A 23,481-nucleotide genomic window follows, 5' to 3' on the forward strand; every position below is an offset into this window, starting at 1 on the left:
TGAATTGTTGTGGTGGCGTTTCCTCGCGGGCCTGGTCGCCGGGTGGTTTCCGGGTGATGGGACAAGTGTGCCCCGCCGAGGCGCGGGCCGGACCGGCCCACGCCCCGGCGGGGCACACCCTTTCGGGTCACTTCGACTTCGAACCGTCCTGGCGGTTGAGGTAGTTGTACACGGTGAAGCGGCTGACGCCGAGCGCCGTGGCGACCGTCTCCACGCCGTGGCGGACGGTGAAGGCGCCCCGCCCCTCCAGGAGCGCGACCACGCGCTGCTTCTCGGACCGGTCCAGCTCGGCCAGTGGCCGGCCGTCGAACTGGCGGGTCATCTCGGCGAGCAGGCGGTCCAGCGCGTTGCTGAGGTGCGGCAGGCGGACGGCCAGTGCCCGCTCGCCCTCCCAGTCCAGGACGATGTCCTCGGGCTTCGCCTCGTCCAGTGGGACGGGTGTCGCGCCGACCGCGTCCAGCAGGGGCTTGAGTGCTGCGGCGAGCGGGTGTTGCGGCTGCTCGGTCACGGCCTGCCGCCCTCCCCGGCCTCGCCGCTGCCGGTCGCGCTGTCGGTCGCGCTGCCGTCGGTCGCTTCGCCGTCGGCCTTGCCGAGGACGCTGACCTGGAGCGAGATCCGGGTCGCCCCGGCGTCCAGGCTCGCCCGGAGCAGCGTGGTCACGGCGGCCAGGACCTGGTCCGCCCCGCCCTCGGCGCCGGTGCCGAACGGGCCGACCGCGACGGCCAGTCCGGCCTCGTCGACCGCCCGGCGGGCCGCCACGGCGTGCGGCGGGAACGTGTCCAGTTCGAACGGTTCTGTCGTGAACTCCACCATCAATCGCACCCGCCCACTCTAGCGATGGGCGGTCGCGGCGGTGCCTGGCTTGAACAATCTGTTGCAGATGCCTTGGCAGTAGTTCGGCGGCCCGGAGATCTCTCCACAAGACAAGTCGCTCCGGTTCCCAGGGTGCTCCTCCCGGTGGCGTGTGCCTGTCCGGTCGTGCTCGCGCCATCGGGAGGCGGGCGGAATGACAGCTGACAGAATCTGTTATCTGTCATCTGAAATCTGTCAGCTGTCAGTTGTCAGCCGTCGGGAGCCGACCGCCGGGGCTGCCGGACCCCATGATTGATGAACCATCGCCGGACCAGCCCGGAAGTGAGGCCCACGCCATGCCCGCCACCCCCCACCAGGGCCATGTGGTCGTAGCTCCCGACAAGTTCAAGGGCACCCTGGAGGGCGCCGAGGCGGCCGCCCGGATCGCCGCGGGCATCCGCCGCGCCGCGCCAGGCACCGAGGTGCGCGAACTGCCCGTCGCCGACGGCGGCGAGGGCACCTTGGCCGCCGCCCTCGCGGCCGGCTTCGCCAGGGTTCCGGCGAAGGTGGCCGGCCCCACCGGGCTGCCGGTGGACGCCGCGTTCGCCGTCCGCGGCGCCACCGCCGTGGTCGAGCTCGCCCAGGCCGCCGGCCTGGCGCGGCTCCCCGGCGGCCGGTTTGCCCCGCTGGCGGCCGGCTCCTACGGGGTCGGCCAGTTGATCGGCCGGGCGGTCGGCCGGGGCGCCCGGCGGATCGTGCTCGGGCTCGGCGGCAGCGCCGGCACCGACGGCGGGGCCGGCCTGCTCCAGGCGCTGGGGGTTTCCCTACTGGACGCCGAAGGTGCCGAACTGCCGCCCGGCGGAGCCGCGTTGCGGAGGCTGGCGCGGATCGACCCCGGCCGGCTGGTCCGCACCCTGGCGGGCGTCGAGGTGGTCGTGGCCTGCGACGTCGACAACCCGCTGCTCGGCCCGCGCGGCGCCGCCGCCGTCTACGGCCCGCAGAAGGGCGCGAGCGGCGAGGACCTGGTGGTGTTGGAGGAGGGCCTGACCCGGTTCGCCGACGTGGTCGGCGCCACCGTAGGCCGGGACGTCCGCGACGCCCCCGGCGCCGGGGCGGCGGGCGGGGTCGGCTTCGCCGCACTGGCCCTGCTGGGCGCCACCGTGCGACCCGGCATCGAGTTCCTGCTCGACCTGCTGGGTTTCGACGAGGCGGTGCGCGGGGCACGCCTCGTCGTCACCGGCGAGGGCTGCCTGGACGCGCAGACGCTCCACGGCAAGGCCCCCGCCGGAGTCGCCGCGGCGGCCGCCAGGGCGGGGGTCCGGGTGGCCGCCGTCGCGGGACGGGTGGAGCTGTCCGAACGCGAGTGGCGCGCGGCCGGCTTCGTCGCCGTCTACGCGCTCAGCGAGTTGGGCGCGAGCCCCGCCGACGGCCTGACCAGGGCCGGGGAGCTGGCCGAGGTCGCCGGGGAGCGGCTGGCGGAGGCCTTCCTGCGCCGCTAACGGCCCCCGGCTCCGCCGGTCGGCCCGACGGACCCGCACCGCCCCATCCGTTGACGCTTTGTTGAAGGCGGGCCTAGGCTCCGGGCCGTCCTTCGACCCACCCCACCCTCGCCCAGGCTTCGGAGGTCCCCATGCCCCTCAGCGAGACCGCGGTGATCCGCTCCCGCCGCGTGGTCCTGCCGGACGGCGAGCGTCCTGCGGACGTGCTGGTCCAGGACGGGAGGATCGCGGGGATCGCCGCGCACGGCACCCTCCCGGACGACGGAACCCCGTTGACCGACCTCGGTGACACCGCCCTGCTGCCCGGCCTGGTCGACACCCACGTGCACGTCAACGAGCCCGGCCGCACCGCGTGGGAGGGCTTCGCCACCGCCACCCGGGCCGCCGCGGCCGGCGGCGTCACCACCATCGTCGACATGCCGCTCAACTCGGTGCCCCCCACCACCACGCTCGCCGGTCTGGAGGCCAAGCGGAAGGCCGCCGAGGGCCGGGCCTGGGTGGACCTCGGCTTCTGGGGCGGCGCCGTGCCCGGCAATCTCGCCGACCTCGAACCCCTGTACCGCGCGGGTGTGTTCGGCTTCAAGTCCTTCCTCGCACCGAGCGGCGTCGACGAGTTCCCGCACCTGGAGGCGGCCGGGCTGGAGGCCGCGCTCGCCGAGCAGGCCCGGCTCGGGGCACTGGCCATCATCCACGCCGAGGACCCGGCGGTGCTGGCCGCCGCACCGCAGCAACCCGGCGTCCACTACCGGGACTTCCTCGCCTCCCGCCCCGCCGGTGCGGAGACCGCCGCCGTCGCCCGGCTGCTGGCGGCGGCGCGGCGCACCGGCGCCCGGGTGCACGTCCTGCACGTGTCCTCGGCGGCGGTGCTGCCGCTGCTGCGCCGGGCCCGCGCGGAGGGCGTCGAGGTGACCGCCGAGACCTGCCCGCACTACCTGACCCTGGCCGCCGAGCAGGTCCCGGACGGCGACACCGCGTTCAAGTGCTGCCCGCCGATCCGTGACGAGGCCAACCGCGAGGCGCTCTGGGCGGCCCTGGCGGCGGGGGAGTTCACGGCCGTGGTCTCCGACCACTCGCCGACCACCCCCGATCTCAAGCTGCTGCCCGCGCACGGCGGCAGTGGGGACTTCGCGGCGGCCTGGGGCGGCATCGCCTCCCTCCAGCTCGGCCTGCCGGCGGTCTGGACCGAGGCCCGCAGGCGCGGCCACACCCTCGCCGACGTGGTCGGCTGGATGTCCGCGGGACCGGCCGGGCTGGCCGGCCTCCACGGGCGGAAGGGTGCCATCGCGGTCGGCCGGGACGCAGACCTGGTCGCCTTCGACCCGGACGGCGGGTTCGCCGTCCACGCCGCCGAACTGCACCACCGCAACCCCGTCACCCCGTACGCGGGCCGCACGCTCACCGGCGTCGTGCGCACCACCTGGCTGCGCGGCCGGGTGGTCGACGTCGCCGGCGAGCCCTTCGGCCTCCAGCTCGTCCGCCCGGGTTCCGCCGCCGCACAGCCCGGGTGACCGCGCCCACGCCCCGGGCGACGGGCTCCGGGGCCGTTGGCACAGCGGCTCCTCGAACGTCGACCGGTCGGACCCCGGACCCCCGTGACCTCGTCCTCCCCGGTGCCCGGCTGCGGACGGGCAGCAGCACCCCGAACGTCCCGCATCGCTGAGCGCCCCCGGCCGCAAGGGGGTATGAGGGGGCGCGGCGGGGCATATGCCAGTCAAGTGTTCCACCGCGTCTGCTCGGGATTCCCGCGAAGGAGGCGATGGCGGTGTCCGGTGGTCGATAGGCTGGACCCTACCCGCCGGTCACGCCGCGTCGGGACATCGGAAGGGGACGACATGTCGACACCAGCCCCGGGCCGTCACGCCGTACCGGAGCAGGGCGTGCCCGGTTCGTTCACCTCCCTGCAGCACGCCCTCAGACTGCTGGAGGCCGTCGACCGGCACCCCGGCGGTGCCACCCTGGTCACCCTGGCGAGGGAGACGTCCCTGGGGCTGCCGACGGTTCGCCGGCTCGCGGAGATCCTGGAGACCGAGGGCTATCTGGCCTGCCAGGACGGCGGTTGGGTGCTCGGCGGCACCTTCGCACTGCTCGGCCAGCACAACCGCGAGCAGCTGGTCCGCGCCCGGCTGGACCGCAAACTCGTCGAACTCCGCGATGAGTTGGGTGCCGCAGTGTACTTCAGCCGGTACCAGGACGGCGAGTTGTCGATCGAGGCGATCTCGGAGTCCGAGGGCGCCCCGGCGGTCCAGGAGTGGGTGGACTTCCGGGCCACCGCGCACGCCAGCGCGATCGGCAAGTGCCTGCTGAGCCAACTCGACCACGACGCCCTCCGGGACCACCTGTCCCGCCACCCGGTGGCCCGGCTCACCTCGCGGACGGTCACCGACGCCGACCAGCTGATGCACCGTCTGGAGCGCCAGCCGGCCACCGTGCCGGTGCTGGACATCCAGGAGTACGCCCTCGGCACGGTCTGCGCGGCCGTGCCGGTGACCGCCGGGAGCACGGTCGGCTGCCTGGCCACCTCGATGCCGGTCGACAACGTGCACCGGCTGAAGGCGGCGGCCGAGCTGCTCGCCGCCCGCGCCGCACCGCTGATGCTCGCGATGGCGGTCTGACCGGGACCGCGCGCGCCCAGGGACCCCGCTCCGGCGGGGTCTTCGCGTTTCCGGGGGCGGCTTCCGGGGGCGGCTTCCGGCGGTGGTTCCCGGGGGTCGACGACGGGTGCCCCGCTGCGCGGCACTTATTAGACTCGATGTCGATAAGGCCTGCCGAAACCCTTGTGGCAAGGGCTACCCGCGAGTACGTTGTGCCGGGTCGAGCCGCCACCCGCAGGTCAGGAGGGCCCTCCCATGCCCAGCCCCACCTCCGTCCCCACCCCCGTCCCCGCCCTCGCCGCGCCCGCCGGCCGGGTGCACGAGGGGCTCGTCCTGGAACCCCGCGACGTCCGCTTCGACTGGGCCGGGCTGCCGCTGCACTGGATCCCCGACGAGCCGATGGCCACCCACATCATCAATGTCCTGCACCTGCTCCTGCCCGAGGGTGAGCGCTGGTTCGTCAAGGTCTTCAAGGAGGCCCTGCCGATGATCCGTGACGAGCAACTCCGCGAGGAGGTACTGGGGTTCATCGGCCAGGAGGCCATCCACGCCGAGGCGCACCAGGAGGTCCTCGACCACCTGCTCGGCCAGGGCCTCGACCCGCGCCCCTACGTGCGCCAGATCGCCTGGCTGTTCCAGCGCGTCCTCGGCGACAAGCCCGGCCTGTCCGCCGCCCGCCGGCGCGAGAACATCATCGAGCGGGTCGCCTTCGTGGCGGCGATCGAGCACTTCACCGCCTTCCTCGGCAACTGGGCGCTCAACTCCCCGGGCCTGGACCGCGCCAAGGCCGACCCGACCATGCTCGACCTGCTGCGCTGGCACGGCGCCGAGGAGGTCGAACACCGCAGCGTCGCCTTCGACCTGATGGTGCACCTCGACCCCGGCTACGCGCGCCGGATCCGCGGCATGCTGGTCTCCGGGCCGCTGCTGGTCCACCTCTGGGTGCGCGGCGCCCGCTTCATGCTCGCCGCCGACCCCACCCTCGACGGCCGGCTCAAGCCCACCTGGCGCGAGACCGGCCGGATCGCCCGGCGCGGACTGCTGCCCGACCCGGTCAGGTCGCTCCGCTCCGGCCTGCGCTACCTGCGCCCCGGCTATCACCCCAGCCAGGAGGGCTCCTCCAGCCAGGCCCTCGGCTATCTCGCGACCTCCCCGGCCGCGCGCGCCGCCGCCGACCGCTGACCGACGCCGACCGCCGGAGCCGGGCAGCCGACCGCCGACAGCCGGCAGCCCACGGAGAGCGGAGAACGGCTGACAACTGACGTCATCTGTCATCTGTCATCTGTCATCTGAAATCTGTCAGCTGTCAGCTGTCAGCTGTCAATTGTCAGCCGTCAGCCGCCGCCCGTCGCCCGCCCCACCGGACCCGAGCCCGCACCACCCGAGACCCGAGCCCCCAAGGACCCCGCCGGATGGACCTGCGCACCCCGCCCCCCGACCTCTACGGCCGCCCGCGCGCCGACACCTTCTTCCGCTTCCTCACCGCGTTCGGCGACCGCTACAGCCCGGCCCTGGGCGGCCCGCTGCTGCGCCGCAACCCCCGGCGCCCGCCGAGCCGTCCCACCCCGGCGCTGCGGCTGGTCGTCACCGCCCGCCGCGCCGTCGCCGCCGACGCCGTCGAACTGACGCTCGCCGATCCCTCCGGCGGCCTCCTCCCGGCCTGGCAGCCCGGCGCCCACCTGCGCCTCACCCTCCCCTCCGGCCGCGAACGCCACTACTCGCTCTGCGGCGACCCCGCCGACCGGGCCGCCTACCGGATCGCCGTGCGTCGCCTGTCCGACGGGGGCGGCGGCTCCGTCGAGGTCCACGACACCGTCCACCCCGGTACCCGGCTCACCGCCCGCCGCCCGCGCAACGGCTTCGCCTTCTGCACCGAACCGGCCGTCCTGCTGCTGGCCGGCGGCATCGGCGTGACCCCGCTGCTCCCGATGGCCCGCGAGGCCCGACGGATCGGCCTGGACTGGCAGTTGGTGCACACCGGCCGCAGCGCCGACACCCTCCCGTTCGCCGCCGAACTGCGCGCCCTCGACCCGCGCCGGGTCCGGCTGCGCACCGACGACGACCACGGCGGCCCGCCCACCGGCGCCGAACTGCTCGCCCACGCCCCGCGCGGCGCCGCCGTCTACTGCTGCGGCCCGGCCCCGATGCTCGCCGCCGTGCGGCAGGCGCTCGACGCCTCGCCCGCCGCCGCCCTGCACTTCGAACGCTTCGGCGCCGCCCCGGTCACCGACGGCGAGCCGTTCACCGTCCGCCTCGGCGCCGACGGCCCCGAGCTCGCCGTCCCTGCGGACCGCTCCGCCCTGGACGTGCTCCGCGAGGCCCGCCCCGACCTCGCCCACTCCTGCCGGCAGGGCTTCTGCGGCACCTGCGAGGTCCGCCTGCTGGCCGGCGCCCCCGACCACCGCGACCGCCGCCTCACCCCCGACCAGCGCGCCGCCGGCGCCCTGCTGCCCTGCGTCTCCCGCGCCGCCGAGGGCGAGACCCTCGTCCTCGACCTGTAGCGACCCCAGAAGGAGCCCCGCCGTGCCGCGCACCCCCGCCTTCCCGTTCACCGGGCGCGACCTCGCCCGCTTCCGGGAGACCCAGCAGCTCGCCTACGACTGCGCCGAGCAGGTCGCCGCCTGGATCGAACCCGGTGTCACCGAACGCCAGGCCACCGCCGAGCTGCGCCGCCGCCTGGTCGCCGCCGGCGTGCAGGACTTCTTCCACGTCCCCTTCGCCTGGTTCGGCGACCGGACGGCGTTGCGCCACTTCCACACCCCGCTGCAGTTCTTCGCCGGGAAGCGCCGCCTCCAGGAGGGCATGCCCTACGTGCTGGACTGCGCGCCCGTCGTCGACGGCTACACCGCCGACATCGGCTACGGCGGCAAGGTCGGCGAGAACCGCGTCTGGGACCGCCTCGCCGCCGACCTCCGGGTCTACCGCGAGCTGATCCTCGCCGAGGTCCGCGCCCGCAAGCCGCTCACCGAGGTGTACGCGGCCGTCGACGCGCAGATCGAGGCGCACGGCTACGACAACCGCCACCGGGTCTACCCGGGCCGGGTGATCGGCCATCAGGTCACCCGGACGACGGCCCGCGGCCCGGCCGGGGTGAACGTCCTCGGCTTCGGCGTGCGCACCCTCCAGACGCTCGGGCGCGAACTCGTCAGCGAGCGCCTGCACGGCCGCTCCCCGCTCTGGGCGGACGGCCGCTCCTCCCGGCACGCGCCCACCCCGGGCCTGTGGGCGGTGGAGCCGCACATCGGGTTCCGCGAGACCGGCATCAAGTTCGAGGAGCTGCTGGTGGTGACGGAGGACGACGCCTACTGGCTCGACGACGACCTCCCGCACGTCCGCCGCTGGAACACTGTCGCTGCCGCAACCGTCAACGCCCCCGAGGGAGCCGCCCGATGAGCACCCCCGTCCGCCGCCGCACGGTCCACTCCGGAGGCCTGCCGCTCGCCGTCCACGAGCAGGGCGACCCGTCCGCGCCCACCGTCCTGCTGGTCCACGGCTACCCCGACACCCACGCCGTCTGGGACGACGTCGCCGCCGACCTCGCCCGCGACCACCACGTGGTCCGCTACGACGTGCGCGGCGCCGGCGCCTCCGGCGTCCCCGCCGACCGCTCCGGCTACCGCCTGGAGCAGCTCGCCGCCGACCTGTTCGCCGTCGCCGACGCCGTCAGCCCCGACCGCCCGGTGCACGTCGCCGCCCACGACTGGGGCTCGCTGCAGTCCTGGGAGGCCGTCACCGCCCCCGGTGCCGAACGCCGCCTCGCCTCCTACACCACCATGTCCGGGCCCTGCCTCGACCACACGGCCTTCTGGCTGCGCGAGCGCCTGCGCCGCCCCACCCCGCGCCACCTGAGGCAACTGCTCTCCCAGGGCGCCCACTCCTGGTACATCACCGCCTTCCACCTGCCGTTCCTCGCCCCCGGCGTCTGGCGGCTGGGCCTCGCCCGCGCCTGGCCCCGGGTGCTGCGCGACCTGGAGGGCGTCACCCCGCGCCCCGGCCACCCGCAGCCGAGCCTGCGGCGCGACGCGGTGCGCGGCATCGAGCTCTACCGCGCCAACATGCGCCCCGCCCTGCGCCACCCGCGCGAACGCCCCACCGAGGTGCCGGTCCAGCTGATCACCCTCACCGAGGACCGCTACGTCGGCGGCTTCCTCTCCGAGGGGCTGGAGCGCTGGGTGCCCAGGCTGACCCGCCGCACCCTGCGCGCCACCCACTGGTCCGCGCTGCTGGAGAAGGGAACCACGGTGGCCGCCCTGGTCCGCGAACACGTCGCCCGCACCGAGGCCGGCGAGACCGACCGCCCCGCCGCCGGCGCGGGCACGCCCGACAACGGCCGGCTGGTCGTCGTCACCGGAGGCGGCAGCGGCATCGGCCGGGCCACCGCGCTCGCCTTCGCCGAGGAGGGCGCCCGGGTGGTGGTCTGCGACCTCGACCTCGACGCGGCCCGCCGCACCGCCGAACTCGCCGCCCTGATCGGCCCGCCCGCGCACGCCTACCGGGTCGACGTCGGCGACGGCGCCGCCGTCGACGCCTTCGCCCAGCAGGTCGCGGCCGAGCACGGCGTGCCCGACGTGGTCGTCAACAACGCCGGCATCGGCCACTCCGGCACCTTCCTGGAGACCACGGAGAAGGAGTGGCGGCGGGTCCTGGACGTCAACCTCTGGGGCGTCATCCACGGCTGCCGCGCGTTCGGCACCCTGATGGCCGAGCGCGGCGAGGGCGGCCACATCGTCAACCTCGCCTCCGCCGCCGCCTACCTGCCGTCCAAGGCGCTGACCGCCTACGCCACCAGCAAGGCCGCGGTCTTCATGCTCTCCGACTGCCTGCGCGCCGAACTCGCCGGCCACGGCATCGGCGTCTCCACCATCTGCCCCGGCATCGTCAACACCAACATCACCCGCACCTCCACCTTCTCCGCCAGCACCGCCGACGAGCAGGCCGCCAAGCAGGCCCGCGCCGCCCGCCTCTACGCCCGCCGCGGCTTCCCGCCGGAGAAGGTCGCCACCGCCATCCTCTCCGCCGTCCGCACCGGCAAGCCCGTCGTCCCCGTCACTCCCGAGGCCAAGGCGGCCCGCCTGCTCAGCCGCCTCGCCCCCGGCCTGCTGCGCCTCGCCGCCCGCCTCGACGTCACCTGAGCGGCCCCGCGGGCCTGTGATATCGGATAGGCTCGAATCCGATATCACAGGCCTTGCGCTGCTTCTGGGAGGTCGACCATGACCCGTACCGTGATAGACGTCAACGACGCCCTGCTGGCCGAGGCCGCAGAGATCTTCGGCACGTCGACCAAGGTCGCGACCGTCAACGCCGCCCTCGAGGACGCCGTCAAGCGTCGCAAGGGCAGGGAGTTCCTCGCCTGGCTCGCCGAGGGCGGGCTGCCCGATCTCACCGGACCGGTGGACAAGGGTGAGTGAGCGCTTCCTGATCGACAAGTCGGCTTTCGCCCGCTACACCAAGCCGGCGGTCCGGGTCGTCGTCGACCGGCTGTTCAACGAAGGGCGGCTCGCGCTCTGCGGTGCCGTCGAACTCGAAATCATGCACAGTGCGCGGTCCAAGAGCGACGCCGACCGGATCCGCGAAGGTCTGTCCGGCTTCGACTGGCTGGCGACCCCGGACGAGGTGTGGGACCGGGCGATCGACGTCCAGGCCCTGCTGACGGCGGCCGGCAACTGGCGGGCCCTCTCGGTGGCGGACCTGGTCGTCGCCGCGACGGCCGAGCGCCACGGCGTGACTGTCCTGCACTACGACGGCGACTACGACATGATCGCCGCCGTGACGGGTCAGCCGACCCGGTGGGTCGCCCCGGCGGGTTCGGCGGACTGAGGTCCCGCTGAGGTGCGCCGCCCTCGGCGCGCCGTTCCACGGTTCCCGTCCGCGTTGCCCCGGAATCCCGACAGGAGGTGTCGGGATTCCGGGGGAGCATCGGTGGTGACGGGTGGAGACACCGCCGATCGCGAGGAAGGGCGAGGGATGACGGAGCAGCCGCTGAAGGGCAGGGTCGCGCTGGTGGCGGGGGCCACCCGGGGGGCCGGGCGGGGGATCGCGGTGGCGCTGGGGGCCGCCGGGGCGACGGTGTACGGGACGGGGCGCAGCGCCGGGGGGCACCGGGGCGAGTACGGGCGTGCGGAGACCCTGGAGGAGACGGCGGAGCTGGTGACGGCGGCCGGCGGGCGGGGGATCGCGGTGCGCGCCGACCACCTGGTGCCGGCCGAGGTGGCGGCGGTGGCCGCGCGGGTTGAGGCCGAAGAGGGCGGGCTGGACATCCTGGTGAACGACATCTGGGGCGGCGAGCAGCTGTTCGCCTGGGAGAGCCCGGTCTGGGAGCACGACCTGGACAAGGGGCTGCGGTTGCTGCGGCTGGCCGTCGAGACGCACGCGATCACCAGTCACCACCTGCTGCCCCTGCTGCTGCGCCGCCCGGGCGGGCTGGTGGTGGAGATGACGGACGGCACCGCCGAGTACAACGCCACCCGCTACCGGAACTCCTTCTTCTACGACGTCGCCAAGGCGGCCGTGCTGCGGATGGCCTTCGCGCTGGGGCACGAGCTGGGCCCGCGCGGGGCGACGGCGGTGGCGCTGACGCCGGGGTGGATGCGGTCGGAGATGATGCTGGAGCACTTCGGCGTCACCGAGGGGACCTGGCGCGAGGCGACGGCGGCGGAGCCGCAGTTCGGCATCTCGGAGTCCCCGGCGTACGTCGGGCGCGCGGTGGTCGCGCTGGCGGCCGATCCCGAGGTGGCGCGGTTCAACGGCGGCTCGCTCTCCAGCGGTGCCCTGGCCGGCGAGTACGGCTTCACCGATGTGGACGGCAGCCGCCCGGACTCCTGGCGCTACCTGGTGGACGTGGAGGCGGCGGACGGTCCGGTGGACCCGGCCGGTTACCGCTGAGGCGGGCCGTAGAGGGCGGCGGCGCGGGCCGCCGCCTCGGCGAGGCGCCGCCGCAGTTCCGGCGGTTCGAGCACCTCGGCCTCCGGTCCGAACCGCAGCAGGTCCTCGTAGCCGACGTCCAGGGACTCCACGGGCAGCCGGACGGTCACCCGTCCGTGCCCGTCCGGCCGGCCGGCGGTGGCGAGCGCCTCCTCGGCGGCGACCGGTTCGAGCAGGTGCGGCAGCCGGTCGAGGCCGTGCGGGCTGAGCCGGACGGTCACCCGTTCCCGCAGCAGTGAGCGGGCGAACCCGGCGGCCTGGGCGGCCCAGAACGCGGCGAGGTCGAACGCCTCGTCGCGGGCGAACGGCCGGTCGGCCAGCGGCTCGGCGGCGGCCAGCCGGTCGACCCGGTACACCCGGTGGTCGCCGTGGCCGCCGCCACCGCCACCGCCACCGTGGCCGCCACCGTCACCGCTGCCTCCGCTGCCGCCGTCCGGCCGGGCGACCAGATACCAGGCGCCCGCCTTCAGCACCAGCCCGTACGGCCGCAGCACCCGCTCGACCGGATCCGGGCCCGCGCCCGCGGCGGGGCGCCGCCGGTAGCGCACCCGCAGCACCAGCCCGCCCCACACCGCCCGCGCGACCTCGGCCAGCAGCGGCGGCACGGGCGCGTCGCGGAACCACCCGGGCGCGTCCAGGTGGAACCGCCGGGCCCCGGCGGCGGGGGCCTCGCCGAGTTCCCCGGCCACCTTGAGCCGGGCGGCCAGGGCCGGGTCGGCGAGGCCCATGTCCCCGAGCGGCCCGGGCAGGCCGGCCAGCAGCAGCACCTCCGCCTCGGCCCGGTCGAGGCCGGTCAGCCGGGTGCGGTAGCCGTCGAGCAGCCGGTAGCCGCCGGCCCGCCCGCGGTCGGCGTACACCGGGACGCCGGCCTCGGCCAGCGCCAGCACGTCGCGCTGCACGGTGCGCTCGGAGACCTCCAGCTCGGCGGCCAGTTCGGCGCCGGTCATGGCGCGGCGGGCCTGGAGCAGCAGGAGCAGGGAGATCGCCCGGGCCGTGCGCATCGGCCGACCGTCCTTCCGTCCGGGGCCGGCGCGCGTCCCGGGGCCGGGGCGCGCGTCCGGCCGGTCCAGCACCGATCATGGAGAGCCGGGGGGAGTCGCGGCCCACGCGCCCACCACCGGACCCGAGGAGAACCGATGGCCACCGGCACCGTGCAGTCCTACCACGCGAACCACGGGTACGGCCTGATCGCCCCCGACGACGACGGCCCGCCGCTGTACGTGTACGTCGACTCGATCCTGACGGCTGGCGGCGGCGAGCGGGCGCTGGCCGAGGGCCAGCGGGTGGAGTACGACCCGACCGAGCAGGAGGGCCGCCGGGTCGCCGAGCGGGTGCGGCGGCTGGCCTGACCCCACCGCCGGACGTCCTCCCGGGAAGGACCCGCAGGTCGAAAACCCGTGCGGCGAGCGGGTCCCGCCCCCGTACGATCGGGCCATGGAAATGACGGCCGCCCTCTGGTCCTTCGCCCTCGTCGTGGGACTGCTGACGCTCACCCCGGGGCTGGACACCGCCCTGATCCTGCGGACCTCGGCGCTGGGCCATCGGCGGCGGGCCTGGGGCGTGGTGCTCGGGATCCAGACCGGCACGCTGCTCTGGGGGACGCTCACCTCGGCCGGTGTGACGGCGCTGCTCACCGCCTCACGGGTCGGCTACGAGGTGCTGCGCTGGGCGGGCGCCGCCTACCTGGTGTGGATGGGGATCGGCATGCTCCGGGCCCGGGCCGGGGACGGGGACGGTGCTAGGGACGAGCAGGAGCCGCAGTCCGCGGCGGACGAGGGGAAGGCCCCGGCGGGCGGCCTGGCGGCCGGCTGGCGGCGCGGCCTGCTGACCAATCTGCTCAACCCCAAGGTGGGCGTCTTCTACGTGGCGGTGCTGCCGCAGTTCATTCCGGCCGGGGCGCCGCACTTCGCCGCCGGGGTGGCGCTGACCTGCGTGCACGTGCTGGAGGGGCTGCTCTGGTCGGTGGTGCTGGTGGGCTTCGCCCGGGCGCTGCGCGGCTGGCTGCGCCGCCCGGCGGCGCGCCGGGCGATGGACCGGGTGACCGGTGTGGTGGTGGTCGGGTTCGGCGTGAAGCTGGCGGTCTCCGACTAGCGGCCGGCCGGTCGGGACCGCGGGCGGGCTCAGCGGCCCAGCCGCCTCAGGCCCTCGCCCAACTGCTCCGGGTCCATGCAGATGTGCAGGTCGACGTGGGCGTTGAACTCCAGCCAGAAGGGCTCGCAGATCGCCACGACGGCGGCCTCGTCGGGGACGTCGACCACGATGATCTGGCAGCGCCGTCCGTTGCGGGGGAAGGCGTAGGCGGCCTCGGGCTTGAGGTCGGCCATGATCCGGTCGAACCTCTCCGCGACGGCGCCGTCGGCGACGGCCCGGTTGGTCGTCGGGGTGTCGAGTTCGATCTCCAGCAGCGCGCGCATGGCGGTGCCCCTTCCCGGGCTCTGGCGAGTCCTCGCCTCCAGCCTCCCGCCGTCGCCGGGGGCCCGCAATTTCACCCGTTCGGCGGTACCGGAATGGCCGGTACCCCCTCGCGCGGGCTGCACTGGGAGGCGACCGAGCGGCTACGGACCGTCGGCAGGAACAGGAGCCGCCCCATGGCGATCATCGTGGTGTTCGACCTCCCCGGGGTCACCCGGGAGCAGTACGAGGAGTCGGTGGACCGGCTGACCGGCGGCACGGGGCTGAACCGGCCCGAGGACTGGCCGGTGCGCGGTCTGCTGCTGCACGCGGCCGGTCCGCTGCCGGACGACGGGGGCTGGCACGTCACCGACGTCTGGGAGTCCCGGGAGGCCTTCGAGCACTTCGCGGCGGTGCTGATGCCGATCCTCCGCGAGGTGGGTATGGCGACCGCCCCGCCGCTGATCTGCGAGGCCTACAACGTGGTGAGCTGAGCCGTCCCGCCCGGGCCGCGTGCGGCTCGCGCGCCGGGCCGGGTCGCCGCTCGCCCGCGCCGTCCGCCCGCGCCGTCCGCCGGGATGTCCGCCGCATCGCCCGCCGCGCCGCCCGCCGCGCCGCCCGCCGCATCGCCCGCCGGGAGGTCCGCGAGGTCGTGGTGGATCGGCCCGTCCCCGGCGCCGAGCGGCAGGCAGCCGCCGCCGCGCCGGTGGGCGACGATCTCGGCGGCGACCGAGACGGCGGTCTCCTCGGCGGTGCGCGCGCCGAGGTCCAGGCCGATGGGGGAGTGCAGCCGGGCGAGTTCGGCCTCGGTCAGCCCGGCCGCGCGCAGCTTGGCCACGCGCTCGCGGTGGGTGCGGCGCGAGCCCATCGCGCCGACGTAGCCGAGCGGCAGCCGCAGCGCGCGCTCCAGCAGCGGGAGGTCGAACTTGGCGTCGTGGGTCAGCACGCAGAGCACCGTGCGGCCGTCCAGCCGGTCCAGCTGGGAGTCCAGGTAGCGGTGCGGCCAGTCGACGACGACCCGGTCGGCCCCGGGGAAGCGCCGGTCGGTGGCGAAGACGGGCCGGGCGTCGCAGACGGTGACGTGGTAGCCGAGGAACTTGCCGATCCGCACGACCGCCGCGGCGAAGTCGATCGCGCCGAACACCAGCATCCGGGGCGCGGGCACGTACGACTCGACGAACAGGGTGACGGTGCCCCGCCGGCGCTCGTCGCAGGGGCGGCCGTCGAGGCCGAGGACGAGCCGGCCGGTGCGCCCGGCGTCGAGCATGGCGCGCGCCTCGGCGACGGCGGCCCGCTCCAGCGCCGCCGACACCGTGCGGGCGGGGGAGAGGGCGCCGTGGTGGGCGCCGGCGGTGACGGCGAGGGTGGCGCCGAGCAGCCCGGCCGGTCCGGCGACGACCCGGGCGAGCGCCACGGGGGTGCCGGCGGCGACGAGCGCGATGCCCGCGTCGAGCGCCGGGTCGGCGCCGGGGACGACCGGCTGGACGAAGACGTCCAGGACGCCGCCGCAGCTCAGGCCGACGGCGAAGGCCTCCTCGTCGCTGTAGCCGAACCGCTCCAGCACCGGCTCGCCGGAGGCGAGCGCGGCCCGGCACAGCTCGTAGACGGCCCCCTCGACGCAGCCGCCGGAGACGCTGCCGACGGCCTCGCCGGCCGCGTCGACGGCGAGCGCGGCGCCCGGGTCGCGCGGGGCGCTGCCGGTGACGCCGACGACCGTGGCCACGGCGAAGGAGCGGCCGGACGCGTGCCAGGCCAGCAGCTGCTCGGCGATGTCCTGCATGACGGGAGCTCCTTCGCGCTTTCGAGGGTAGGCGAACCGGGTGCCGGGGGGCACTCGCCGGGACCCGCCGCTGTACGGGAGAACGATCCCGCACGGCGGCGGTACCTGCGGCGGGCGGGTTTGCGCGCACGCCCGGCCGGGACCCGGCGCGGGCGGGCGCGAAGCCGCCGGCGGACGCGGCGCACCGCGGTGCCCGTGGAACCGGGCGCCGCCTACCGCGCCCCGGGCCGCTCGGTGGTCAGGTGCTCGGGCCGCACCGGGATCCGGTTCAGCGCCAGGCCGGTGGCGTCGCGGATGGCCGCCACGATGGCCGGTGTGGCCGAGACGGTCGACGCCTCGCCGACCCCGCGCAGCCCGTACGGGGCGTTGGGGTCGGGCAGTTCGAGGATCTCGACCGGGATCGGCGGGGTGTCCAGGATGGTCGGGATGAGGTAGTCGGTGAAGGACGCGTTGCGCACCTCGCCGTCCCGGACGATGATCTCCTCCATCACCGCGAGCCCGAGCGCCTGGGTGCAGCCGCCCTGGATCTGGCCGACCACCGCCAGTGGGTTGAGCGCCTTGCCGACGTCCTGGACGGCGCTCAGCTCGACCACCTTCACCAGGCCCAGTTCGACGTCCACGTCGACCACCGCGCGGTTGGCGCAGAAGCTGTACTGGACGTGGCCGAAGCCCTGGCCGGTCTCCGGGTCGAACGGGACGGTGGGGCGGTGGTGGTGCTCGCGGGTCAGGTCGATCGCCTCGTCGCCGAGCAGGTCGGCCATCGGGACCAGCGGCCCGGCCGACGCGGAGACGACCATGCCGCCGGCGAGCGTGAGGTCGTGGTGCGTCCAGCCGTAGCGGCGCCGGCCCTTGTCGATCAGCTCACGCCGGACCGCCTCGGCGGCCAGCTTGACCGCGCCGCCCGTCATGTAGGTCTGCCGGGAGGCGGAGGTCGAACCGGCCGAGCCGATCCCGGTGTCGGCCGGGTGGATGGTCACCTGTTCGACGCCCAGCTCGGTGCGGGCGATCTGCGCGTGCACGGTGACGCCGCCCTGGCCGACCTCGGCCATCGCGGTGTGCACCAGGGCGACCGGCTCGCCGCCGATCACCTCCAGCCGCACCCGCGCGGTGGAGTGGTCGTCGAAGCCCTCGGAGTAGCCGACGTTCTTGATGCCGACCGAGTAGCCGACGCCGCGCACGATGCCCTCGCCGTGCGAGGTGTTGGACAGCGCGCCGGGCAGCTGCCGCACGTCCGGGTCCTCGGTGTCCAGCGGCGGCGGCAGCGGCATGTCCTTGACCCGCCGCAGCAGTTCGGCGACCGGCGCGGGGGCGTCGATCTCCTGGCCGGTGGGCATCCGGTCGCCCTGCCGTACGGCGTTGAGCTGCCGGAACGCGACCGGGTCCATGCCCAGTGCGGCGGCCAGCCGGTCCATCTGGGTCTCGTAGCCGAACGCCGCCTGCACCGCGCCGAAGCCGCGCATCGCCCCGCAGGACGGGTTGTTGCTGTACAGCGCGAGGGCGTGCATCCGCACGTTCGGGATCACGTAGGGGCCGTTGCCCAGCGAGGCCGCGTTGCCGACCACGGCGGGCGAGGAGGAGGCGTACGCGCCGCCGTCCAGCACGATCCGGGCGTCGGAGTACACCAGCCGGCCGTCCCGGGTGGCGCCGTGCTCGTAGGTCATCCGCGCCGGGTGGCGGTGGACGTGGCCGAAGAACGACTCGTCCCGGGAGTAGACGATCTTGACCGGCCGTCCGGTGCGCAGCGCCAGCAGGCAGGCGTGGATCTGCATCGAGAGGTCCTCGCGGCCGCCGAACGCCCCGCCGACGCCGGCCAGGGTGAGCCGGACCTTCTCCTCCGGCAGCCCGAGCACCGGCGCCATCTGCTGCCGGTCCACGTGCAGCCACTGGGTGGCGATGTAGAGGTCGACGCCGCCGTCCTCGGCGGGCACCGCCAGCCCGGACTCCGGGCCGAGGAAGGCCTGGTCCTGCATGCCGACCTCGTAGGTGCCGCGGACCACGACGTCCGCCCTCGCCCGCACCTCGTCGGTGACGCCGAGGCCGCAGACCAGCCGCTGCTCGTGGCAGATGTTGCCGTGGGCGTGCGACCGGTACTCGTGCGGCTCGTGGACGTAGCCGTACGTCTGCGGGTCGAGGCACTGCTCCTCGGTGACGATCGGGGTCAGCACCTCGTACTCGACCCTGATCCGCCGCGCCGCGCGCCGGGCGGTCTCCGGGTGGTCGGCGGCGACCAGCGCGATCGCCTCGCCGTGGTGGCGGACCTTGTCGATCGCGAGGACCGGCTGGTCGGCGATCTCCAGCCCGTAGTACTTGGTGCCGGGGATGTCCTCGTGGGTGAGCACCGCGTGGACCCCGGGCAGGGCGAGCGCCCCGGAGACGTCGACGGACAGGATGGTGGCCCGGGCGTGCGGCGAGCGCAGCGCCGTGCCCCAGAGCATGTCCTCGTGCCACAGGTCGGAGGAGTAGGCGAACTCGCCGCGCACCTTCAGCGCGCCGTCCGGGCGCAGCGGCGAGCCGCCGACGCCGTCCTTGCCGCCCTGCCGGATCTGCTGGAGGTTCTTCTCCGCGCGCAGGGTCCGCCGGCCGGTCCGCTGCTCCTCGCCGGTCCGCGCGTTCATCCGGCCGTTCATTCGGCCGTTCATTCGGCCACCGCCCCGCCGGCGCACACCCGGGCGGACGCCAGCCGCACCGCGTCCATGATCTTCTCGTAGCCGGTGCACCGGCACAGGTTGCCCGACAGCGCCTCACGGATGTCCGCGTCGGAGGGCTGCGGGTCCCGGGCCAGCAGCGCGTCGGTCTGCACCAGCAGGCCCGGCGTGCAGAAGCCGCACTGGACGGCGCCGGCGTCCACGAACGCCTGCTGGACCGGGCCGAGCCCGCCGTCCTCCGTGCCGAGGCCCTCGACGGTGCGCACCTCGCGGTCCTGCGCCTGGCCGGCCGCGACCAGGCAGGCGCAGACCGGCACGCCGTCCAGGTAGACCGTGCAGGAGCCGCACTCGCCCTGCTCGCAGGCGTTCTTCGAGCCGGGCAGGCCGACGCGTTCGCGCAGCACGTGGAGCAGGCTCTCGCCCTCCCACACGTCGTCGGCCTCGACCGGCCTGCCGTTGGCGGTGAACGTGACCCTCATGCCGCGCTCCCGATCTGCCGGCGGTAGTCGTTCCAGGTCCAGGTGAGCGTGCGCCGCGCCATCACGGCGAGCGCGTGCCGCCGGTAGTCGGCGGTGCCCCGGACGTCGTCGATCGGGGCGGCGGCGGCCTTGACCAGCTCGCCGAACCGCCGGACCACCTCGGCGTCCAGCAGCCCGCCGCTCTCCCACAGGCCGCGTCCGGCGAGCACCTCCCGCAGGTACTCCTCGGCCTCGACGGCGCGGCGCGGGGTGGGGGCGGCCGAGCCGATGCCGGTGCCGACGGTGCCGGTGCGCGGGTGCAGCGCGAGACCGAACGCGCAGACCGCGATCACCATGGCGTTGCGGGTGCCGATCTTGGAGAACTGCTGCGGGCCGTCGGCGACCGGGATCCGCACGGCGCGGATCAGCTCGTCGGCCTCCAGGCTGTTGCGCTTCACCCCGACGTAGAAGTCGTCGATCGGGATCAGCCGGGTGCCGCGCACCGAGGCCGCCTCGACGAACACGTCCCGGCCGGCCGCCAGCAGCGCGGGGTGCGCGTCGCCGGCCGGCGAGGCGGCGCCCAGGTTGCCGCCGACGCCGCCCCGGTTGCGGATCTGCGGGGAGCCGACGGTGCGGGCGGCCAGCGCCAGTCCGGGCAGCGGCCCGGACAGCTCGGCGATGATCCGGCTGTAGGGGACGGCGGCGCCGAGCCGGACCACCGCGCCGTCCTCCGACCACTCGGTGAGCTCGCGGACGCGGTTCAGGTCCAGGAGCGCGGGCGGCCGGCGCACGTCGAAGTTCAGCTCGACCATGACGTCGGTGCCGCCCGAGACGGGCAGCGCCGCCGGGTGTTCGGCCTTCGCCGCGAGCGCCTCGTCCCAGGTGGCGGGGCGAAGGAACTCCATGCGGGCCTCCTCACGTCGTCGCCGTCCCGGTCACGGGGCGTGTCCGGTGGCATGTGGACAGTGAACCTCGGTGACCGGGCCGCCGGCAGTCACCGATGGCATGAAGCCCCGGCGGCGCCGCCGTCCGGCATCCTGTACGTTCCTCCAAGGGGCCCGCGCCGGGGACGACTCCGGCGGCCGGCCGCGCCGGCGGTCCCCCCTACGACCGTAGTCCGGCCGCGGTTCCCGAGCCACGGCCCCGCGATCCGGGCAGCCGTCGGGGCGTGACGCCGGGCACGGGTGTTCGGGCACACTGTGACCCCGACCGCCCCGGAACACCCCCGACCCTCAGCCACCAGCCCCTTAAGGAGCCCGCGGATGCGTGTCCGTGACCTGCTCGCCCCCGGCGCCCCGCGCCTGCGCCTGCTCGCGGCCGAGGAGGAGCTGGACCGGCAGGTCAGCGGGGTGATGACGACCGACCTGCACGACCCGGGGCGGTATCTGCACGGCGGCGAACTGGTCCTCACCGGCATGCTCTGGCGCTCCGCCCCGGCCGACTCCGAGCGGTTCGTGCGCACCCTCGCGGCCGGCGGCGCGGTCGCCCTGGCGGCCGGCGAGGCCGAGGTCGGCCCCGTCCCCGAGGACCTCGTCGAGGCCTGCCGCCGGCACCGGATGCCGCTGCTCGCCGTGCCCGACGACATCGCCTTCGGCACCGTCACCGAGTTCGTCGGCCGCCAGGTCTCCGCCGACCGGGCCGCCGACCTGGCCGCCCTCGTCGACCGGCACCGGATGCTGGTGTCGGCGGCCGGCGGCGGGGGCCTGGACGCCGTCCTGGACCTGCTCGGCGGCGACCTCGACCTCGACTGCTGGGTGCTCGCCCCGACCGGCGCGGTGATCGCCGGCCCCGCCGACCGGCTGTCCGCCGAGGACCGCGACCAGCTGGTCCGCGCCCACCTCGCGGCCCAGGGCCGGCGCCGCCGCCCCCCGTACCGGGCCCGCCTGGCGGCCGGCGCCTATTCGCTGCTGCCCGCGCCCGCCGACCCGGGCACGCCCTCCGCGCTCGCCGACTGGGTGCTCGCGGTGGCCGGCGACGTCACCGAGTGGACCGCCAAGCGCCAGCAGCTCGCCGAGAACCTCGCCCGGCTGGTCGCCGCCGAGCGCCACCGCCGCGACGAGGGCCGCCGGCTGCGCCGCCGCCTCGCCGACGAGGTGCTGGCCCTGCTGCGGCGCGACGCCGACCCGGCCGAGATCAGCCGCACCCTGTACGCGTCCTCGGCGATGGCCGTCCGCTCCGAGGGCCCCGGACCCGGGCCGCAGCAGGGGGACGACGCCTGGCTGGTGCTCAGCGCCGAGGGCGCCGGCCTGCCCGAGGGCGTGGTGCGGGCCGTGCTGGAGGAGGCCCTGGGGGGCGCCGCCGACCGGGCGCTGGTCGCCGGGGACGGGACCGGCGCGGTGGTGGTGATGCCCGCGACAAACGCCCCGGTGCCCGCCGAGGCGCTGCGCGAACTGCTCGCCCCGCTGGAGGCCGGGCTCGGCCCGGAGGGCCGGATCACCCTCGGCGTCTCCGCCCCCGCCCGCGAGGCGGTCGGTCTGCGCGGCGCGCTGGAGGAGGCCCGGCACGCCCGCCGGATCGCCGCCGCCCGGGTCGGCCGGGTCTGCGTGGCCGGGCCGGAGGAGCTGGCCTCGCACGTGCTGCTGCTGGCGGCCGTCCCGGACGAGGTCCGCCGGGCCTTCCGCGGCCGGCTGCTGGACACCGTGATCGCCTACGACCTCGAACACCAGGCGGACCTGGTCCGCACCCTGGAGGCGTTCCTGCGCTCGGACGGCTCGTGGACCAGGTGCGCCGCGCAGCTGCACGTCCACGTCAACACGCTGCGCTACCGGATCGGCCGCATCGAGGAGTTGACGGGCCGTGACCTCTCCCGCCTGGAGGACCGGGTGGACTTCTACCTGGCACTCGAACTGGCCTGAGCCCCGCGCACACGACGGCGGCGGCCCCGGAGCGGGATGCGGGATGCTCCGGGGCCGCCGCCGTCGGGGCGTACGGGGCGCGGATCAGTGGGCCGGGATGACGCCGGTCAGCCACTCGAAGACGCCCGGCACCATGTCCTTCCACACGTCGCTGGAGTGCGGGCCGGTGGTCTCCAGCACCTGCACGGTGGTGGGCGCCTTGGCGACGGCGGCGATCGCCTGGCCGTCCTCGTAGCCGTCGCCCTTGTTGCCGGAGACGTACAGCGCGACCTTCGGCGGCTGGGCGGCGCCCTTCACGATGGCGACCGGGTTGTTGGCCTCGCGCAGCTTCGGGTCCTTGCCGACCAGCGAGTCCTTCTCGGTCGCCGGGTCGTTGTAGCCGGAGAGGCTGACGCCGGCCCGGTAGCGGTTCGGGTGGGCCAGCGAGAGCTTGGCGGCGCAGTGGGCGCCCGCCGAGTAGCCCGCGATCGCCCAGCGGTCGGCGGACGGGTCGGCCCGGAAGTTGTCCAGGATCATCTGCGGCACGTCCCGGGTCAGCCAGGTGTCCGCGTTGACCTTGCCCGGTACGTCGGTGCAGCCGGCGTCGGTGTGGTTGCCCAGCAGCAGGGTGCGCGGCGAGACCAGGATGAACGGCGCCACCTTGCCCTGCTGCATCAGCGGCTTCAGCTGCTCGGAGACCTTGAGGGTGCCGTACCAGGTGGAGGAGGAGCCCGGGTAGCCGGGGATCAGCTCGACCACCGGGAACTTCTTGTCCTTGAACGCCGGGTCGTTGTACTGCGGCGGCAGCCAGACCAGCACCTCGCCGTCGACGCCGGAGAGCTGGCCCTTGAGGTCGGTCTTCTGGACGTCGTTCGGCACCTTCGGGTCGTCCACGCCCCGGAAGGCCTGCTGGACCTTGGTGGCCGGCGGGTGGGCCGCGTCGCCCGCCGGCGCACCGCCCCCGCCGCCCGCCGCGGCCGCGCCCTGGCCGCCGGCGGCCGCGTCCTGCGGCGGGACGGGCGGCACCGCCCGCACGTGGTTGCCGGTGCCGAGCAGGTCGTCCCAGTTGCCGTAGATCAGATTGGCGTTGTTGACCATGACGAATACCATGATCACCGCGGTGACCTGGCAGAACACCAGCATGGCGAGCCTCGACAGGACGCGCACCGGCTTGGGGCCCTTCACCCGGCCCCAGAACCACATCGCCACCGCGATGGAGACCGGCACGAGAATGACCGTGCAGATGAAGAATGGCGTACCTGTCAGTTGCATGAAGTTCTCGTATCCGGGTTCGAAGCCGCCCGGGCCCCACTCGCCCGGACCGCCACCTCAATGGCATCAGACGGCCGGGAACGGGGATCGGTTGCCGTCCAAATCTGTGCGGAACCTGAGAGGAACATCACGTTCCCGCGAAGCTCCCCTTTTCGGGCCCGCCCCAGTCTGCCATCCTGGCGGGCTGTGCCCGGACGTCGCACCCAGCGGACTCCCAGGAATCCCCTCGCGGGGCACGATACCGTCCGGACGGATCGCCCCGCCGGGCGAGGCGGTGCGAACGCCCGTCCGCCGGGAA

General features: G+C 75.1%; 22 protein-coding genes and 1 pseudogene. 14 read left to right on the top strand and 9 right to left on the bottom strand.

Translation table 11 applies throughout. From position 1 onward, the window contains the following. Positions 1-127: 127 nt before the first annotated feature. A complete protein-coding gene (locus ACFCLZ_RS31040) occupies positions 128-508 on the bottom strand; it encodes a helix-turn-helix domain-containing protein (protein ID WP_380281198.1) in 381 nt (126 codons plus the stop codon). Positions 509-579: 71 nt separating this feature from the next. Beyond that, positions 580-822, bottom strand: a pseudogene (locus ACFCLZ_RS31045) (thiamine-binding protein); the annotation flags it as partial. Positions 823-1,148: 326 nt separating this feature from the next. On the opposite strand from ACFCLZ_RS31045, the gene ACFCLZ_RS31050 reads away from it, so the two are divergent. The 10 genes from ACFCLZ_RS31050 (at position 1,149) to ACFCLZ_RS31095 (ending at position 11,764) form a co-directional block, all read left to right on the top strand. Then, positions 1,149-2,291: a glycerate kinase gene (locus ACFCLZ_RS31050; RefSeq protein WP_380281199.1), complete on the top strand. Its 1,143-nt coding sequence runs from the start codon at positions 1,149-1,151 to the stop codon at positions 2,289-2,291. 131 nt (positions 2,292-2,422) lie between these two features. After that, entirely contained in the window at positions 2,423-3,799 is a 1,377-nt protein-coding gene (allB, locus tag ACFCLZ_RS31055; RefSeq protein WP_380281200.1) for an allantoinase AllB, read from the top strand. Positions 3,800-4,123: 324 nt separating this feature from the next. Then, the gene (locus ACFCLZ_RS31060) at positions 4,124-4,903 is read left to right on the top strand and encodes an IclR family transcriptional regulator (RefSeq protein ID WP_380281201.1); all 780 of its coding nucleotides are present in this window, start codon (positions 4,124-4,126) and stop codon (positions 4,901-4,903) included. A gap of 234 nt (positions 4,904-5,137) precedes the next feature. Next, positions 5,138-6,064 carry a metal-dependent hydrolase gene (locus ACFCLZ_RS31065; RefSeq protein ID WP_380281202.1) on the top strand — a complete coding sequence of 309 codons (927 nt, stop codon included), beginning with the start codon at positions 5,138-5,140 and terminating at the stop codon, positions 6,062-6,064. A 230-nt stretch (positions 6,065-6,294) separates the two neighbouring features. Continuing rightward, positions 6,295-7,383 (top strand): PDR/VanB family oxidoreductase, encoded by a 1,089-nt coding sequence (locus ACFCLZ_RS31070; protein WP_380281203.1) that lies wholly within the window; start codon positions 6,295-6,297, stop codon positions 7,381-7,383. 22 nt (positions 7,384-7,405) lie between these two features. Then, positions 7,406-8,275 carry a M24 family metallopeptidase gene (locus tag ACFCLZ_RS31075; RefSeq protein WP_380281204.1) on the top strand — a complete coding sequence of 290 codons (870 nt, stop codon included), beginning with the start codon at positions 7,406-7,408 and terminating at the stop codon, positions 8,273-8,275. Next, a complete protein-coding gene (locus ACFCLZ_RS31080; protein WP_380281205.1) occupies positions 8,272-10,014 on the top strand; it encodes an SDR family oxidoreductase in 1,743 nt (580 codons plus the stop codon). Before ACFCLZ_RS31075 ends, ACFCLZ_RS31080 begins: the two co-directional genes overlap by 4 nt. 78 nt (positions 10,015-10,092) lie before the next feature. Next, on the top strand, positions 10,093-10,290 hold the full coding sequence (locus ACFCLZ_RS31085) for a type II toxin-antitoxin system VapB family antitoxin (protein ID WP_380281206.1): 198 nt from the start codon (positions 10,093-10,095) through the stop codon (positions 10,288-10,290). Next, a complete protein-coding gene (locus ACFCLZ_RS31090; protein ID WP_380281207.1) occupies positions 10,283-10,699 on the top strand; it encodes a PIN domain nuclease in 417 nt (138 codons plus the stop codon). Before ACFCLZ_RS31085 ends, ACFCLZ_RS31090 begins: the two co-directional genes overlap by 8 nt. Positions 10,700-10,846: 147 nt before the next feature. Next, the gene (locus ACFCLZ_RS31095; protein WP_380281208.1) at positions 10,847-11,764 is read left to right on the top strand and encodes an SDR family oxidoreductase; all 918 of its coding nucleotides are present in this window, start codon (positions 10,847-10,849) and stop codon (positions 11,762-11,764) included. Here ACFCLZ_RS31095 and ACFCLZ_RS31100 read toward each other — a convergent pair. After that, positions 11,755-12,804: a helix-turn-helix transcriptional regulator gene (locus ACFCLZ_RS31100; RefSeq protein ID WP_380281209.1), complete on the bottom strand. Its 1,050-nt coding sequence runs from the start codon at positions 12,802-12,804 to the stop codon at positions 11,755-11,757. The genes ACFCLZ_RS31095 and ACFCLZ_RS31100 overlap by 10 nt on opposite strands. A 135-nt stretch (positions 12,805-12,939) precedes the next feature. Here ACFCLZ_RS31100 and ACFCLZ_RS31105 point away from each other — a divergent pair, with 135 nt between their 5' ends. Continuing rightward, on the top strand, positions 12,940-13,152 hold the full coding sequence (locus ACFCLZ_RS31105; RefSeq protein WP_380281210.1) for a cold-shock protein: 213 nt from the start codon (positions 12,940-12,942) through the stop codon (positions 13,150-13,152). 85 nt (positions 13,153-13,237) lie between these two features. Then, complete coding sequence (locus tag ACFCLZ_RS31110) at positions 13,238-13,894, top strand: LysE family translocator (RefSeq protein ID WP_380281211.1); 657 nt, start codon at positions 13,238-13,240, stop codon at positions 13,892-13,894. 29 nt (positions 13,895-13,923) lie between these two features. On the opposite strand, the gene ACFCLZ_RS31115 is transcribed toward ACFCLZ_RS31110, so the two are convergent. Then, the gene (locus ACFCLZ_RS31115) at positions 13,924-14,217 is read right to left on the bottom strand and encodes a hypothetical protein (RefSeq protein ID WP_380281212.1); all 294 of its coding nucleotides are present in this window, start codon (positions 14,215-14,217) and stop codon (positions 13,924-13,926) included. Positions 14,218-14,391: 174 nt separating this feature from the next. Here ACFCLZ_RS31115 and ACFCLZ_RS31120 point away from each other — a divergent pair, with 174 nt between their 5' ends. Continuing rightward, positions 14,392-14,688, top strand: a complete 297-nt coding sequence (locus ACFCLZ_RS31120; RefSeq protein ID WP_380281213.1) for a hypothetical protein — start codon at positions 14,392-14,394, stop codon at positions 14,686-14,688. On the opposite strand, the gene ACFCLZ_RS31125 is transcribed toward ACFCLZ_RS31120, so the two are convergent. The 4 genes from ACFCLZ_RS31125 to ACFCLZ_RS31140 all read right to left on the bottom strand — a co-directional run bounded on the left by ACFCLZ_RS31125 (position 14,670) and on the right by ACFCLZ_RS31140 (position 19,982). After that, on the bottom strand, positions 14,670-15,974 hold the full coding sequence (locus tag ACFCLZ_RS31125) for an XdhC family protein (protein WP_380281214.1): 1,305 nt from the start codon (positions 15,972-15,974) through the stop codon (positions 14,670-14,672). The two genes, ACFCLZ_RS31120 and ACFCLZ_RS31125, sit on opposite strands and share 19 nt — an antisense overlap. 212 nt (positions 15,975-16,186) lie before the next feature. Further along, positions 16,187-18,589: a xanthine dehydrogenase subunit D gene (gene pucD / locus ACFCLZ_RS31130; protein ID WP_380281215.1), complete on the bottom strand. Its 2,403-nt coding sequence runs from the start codon at positions 18,587-18,589 to the stop codon at positions 16,187-16,189. Positions 18,590-18,609: 20 nt separating this feature from the next. After that, on the bottom strand, positions 18,610-19,098 hold the full coding sequence (locus ACFCLZ_RS31135) for a (2Fe-2S)-binding protein (protein ID WP_380281216.1): 489 nt from the start codon (positions 19,096-19,098) through the stop codon (positions 18,610-18,612). Beyond that, positions 19,095-19,982, bottom strand: coding sequence for an FAD binding domain-containing protein (locus ACFCLZ_RS31140; protein ID WP_380281217.1), 888 nt, complete (start codon positions 19,980-19,982; stop codon positions 19,095-19,097). The genes ACFCLZ_RS31135 and ACFCLZ_RS31140 overlap by 4 nt, the downstream gene beginning before the upstream one ends. Positions 19,983-20,339: 357 nt before the next feature. Between ACFCLZ_RS31140 and ACFCLZ_RS31145 the strand changes: the two genes are divergently transcribed. Next, positions 20,340-21,932, top strand: a complete 1,593-nt coding sequence (locus ACFCLZ_RS31145; RefSeq protein WP_380281218.1) for a PucR family transcriptional regulator — start codon at positions 20,340-20,342, stop codon at positions 21,930-21,932. Positions 21,933-22,016: 84 nt separating this feature from the next. Here the strand turns inward: ACFCLZ_RS31145 and ACFCLZ_RS31150 are convergent, their stop codons facing one another. Further along, on the bottom strand, positions 22,017-23,138 hold the full coding sequence (locus ACFCLZ_RS31150; protein ID WP_380281219.1) for an alpha/beta hydrolase: 1,122 nt from the start codon (positions 23,136-23,138) through the stop codon (positions 22,017-22,019). Positions 23,139-23,481: the final 343 nt, after the last annotated feature.

Origin of the sequence: Kitasatospora purpeofusca (assembly GCF_042691725.1) — a bacterium.
In the GTDB taxonomy this organism is placed as follows: Bacteria; Actinomycetota; Actinomycetes; order Streptomycetales; family Streptomycetaceae; genus Kitasatospora; species Kitasatospora purpeofusca_B.

What these genes read in the sequence shown, in the direction of transcription:
- ACFCLZ_RS31050 (WP_380281199.1), top strand. Translation starts at nt 1,149, where the DNA reads ATGCCCGCCACCCCCCACCAGGGCCATGTGGTCGTAGCTCCCGACAAG.
- ACFCLZ_RS31080 (WP_380281205.1), top strand. Translation starts at nt 8,272, where the DNA reads ATGAGCACCCCCGTCCGCCGCCGCACGGTCCACTCCGGAGGCCTGCCG.
- ACFCLZ_RS31145 (WP_380281218.1), top strand. Translation starts at nt 20,340, where the DNA reads ATGCGTGTCCGTGACCTGCTCGCCCCCGGCGCCCCGCGCCTGCGCCTG.
- ACFCLZ_RS31100 (WP_380281209.1), bottom strand. Translation starts at nt 12,804, where the DNA reads ATGCGCACGGCCCGGGCGATCTCCCTGCTCCTGCTGCTCCAGGCCCGC.
- ACFCLZ_RS31105 (WP_380281210.1), top strand. Translation starts at nt 12,940, where the DNA reads ATGGCCACCGGCACCGTGCAGTCCTACCACGCGAACCACGGGTACGGC.
- ACFCLZ_RS31060 (WP_380281201.1), top strand. Translation starts at nt 4,124, where the DNA reads ATGTCGACACCAGCCCCGGGCCGTCACGCCGTACCGGAGCAGGGCGTG.
- ACFCLZ_RS31085 (WP_380281206.1), top strand. Translation starts at nt 10,093, where the DNA reads ATGACCCGTACCGTGATAGACGTCAACGACGCCCTGCTGGCCGAGGCC.
- ACFCLZ_RS31065 (WP_380281202.1), top strand. Translation starts at nt 5,138, where the DNA reads ATGCCCAGCCCCACCTCCGTCCCCACCCCCGTCCCCGCCCTCGCCGCG.
- ACFCLZ_RS31125 (WP_380281214.1), bottom strand. Translation starts at nt 15,974, where the DNA reads ATGCAGGACATCGCCGAGCAGCTGCTGGCCTGGCACGCGTCCGGCCGC.
- ACFCLZ_RS31140 (WP_380281217.1), bottom strand. Translation starts at nt 19,982, where the DNA reads ATGGAGTTCCTTCGCCCCGCCACCTGGGACGAGGCGCTCGCGGCGAAG.
- ACFCLZ_RS31110 (WP_380281211.1), top strand. Translation starts at nt 13,238, where the DNA reads ATGGAAATGACGGCCGCCCTCTGGTCCTTCGCCCTCGTCGTGGGACTG.
- pucD (WP_380281215.1), bottom strand. Translation starts at nt 18,589, where the DNA reads ATGAACGCGCGGACCGGCGAGGAGCAGCGGACCGGCCGGCGGACCCTG.
- ACFCLZ_RS31135 (WP_380281216.1), bottom strand. Translation starts at nt 19,098, where the DNA reads ATGAGGGTCACGTTCACCGCCAACGGCAGGCCGGTCGAGGCCGACGAC.
- ACFCLZ_RS31120 (WP_380281213.1), top strand. Translation starts at nt 14,392, where the DNA reads ATGGCGATCATCGTGGTGTTCGACCTCCCCGGGGTCACCCGGGAGCAG.
- allB (WP_380281200.1), top strand. Translation starts at nt 2,423, where the DNA reads ATGCCCCTCAGCGAGACCGCGGTGATCCGCTCCCGCCGCGTGGTCCTG.
- ACFCLZ_RS31070 (WP_380281203.1), top strand. Translation starts at nt 6,295, where the DNA reads ATGGACCTGCGCACCCCGCCCCCCGACCTCTACGGCCGCCCGCGCGCC.
- ACFCLZ_RS31115 (WP_380281212.1), bottom strand. Translation starts at nt 14,217, where the DNA reads ATGCGCGCGCTGCTGGAGATCGAACTCGACACCCCGACGACCAACCGG.
- ACFCLZ_RS31095 (WP_380281208.1), top strand. Translation starts at nt 10,847, where the DNA reads ATGACGGAGCAGCCGCTGAAGGGCAGGGTCGCGCTGGTGGCGGGGGCC.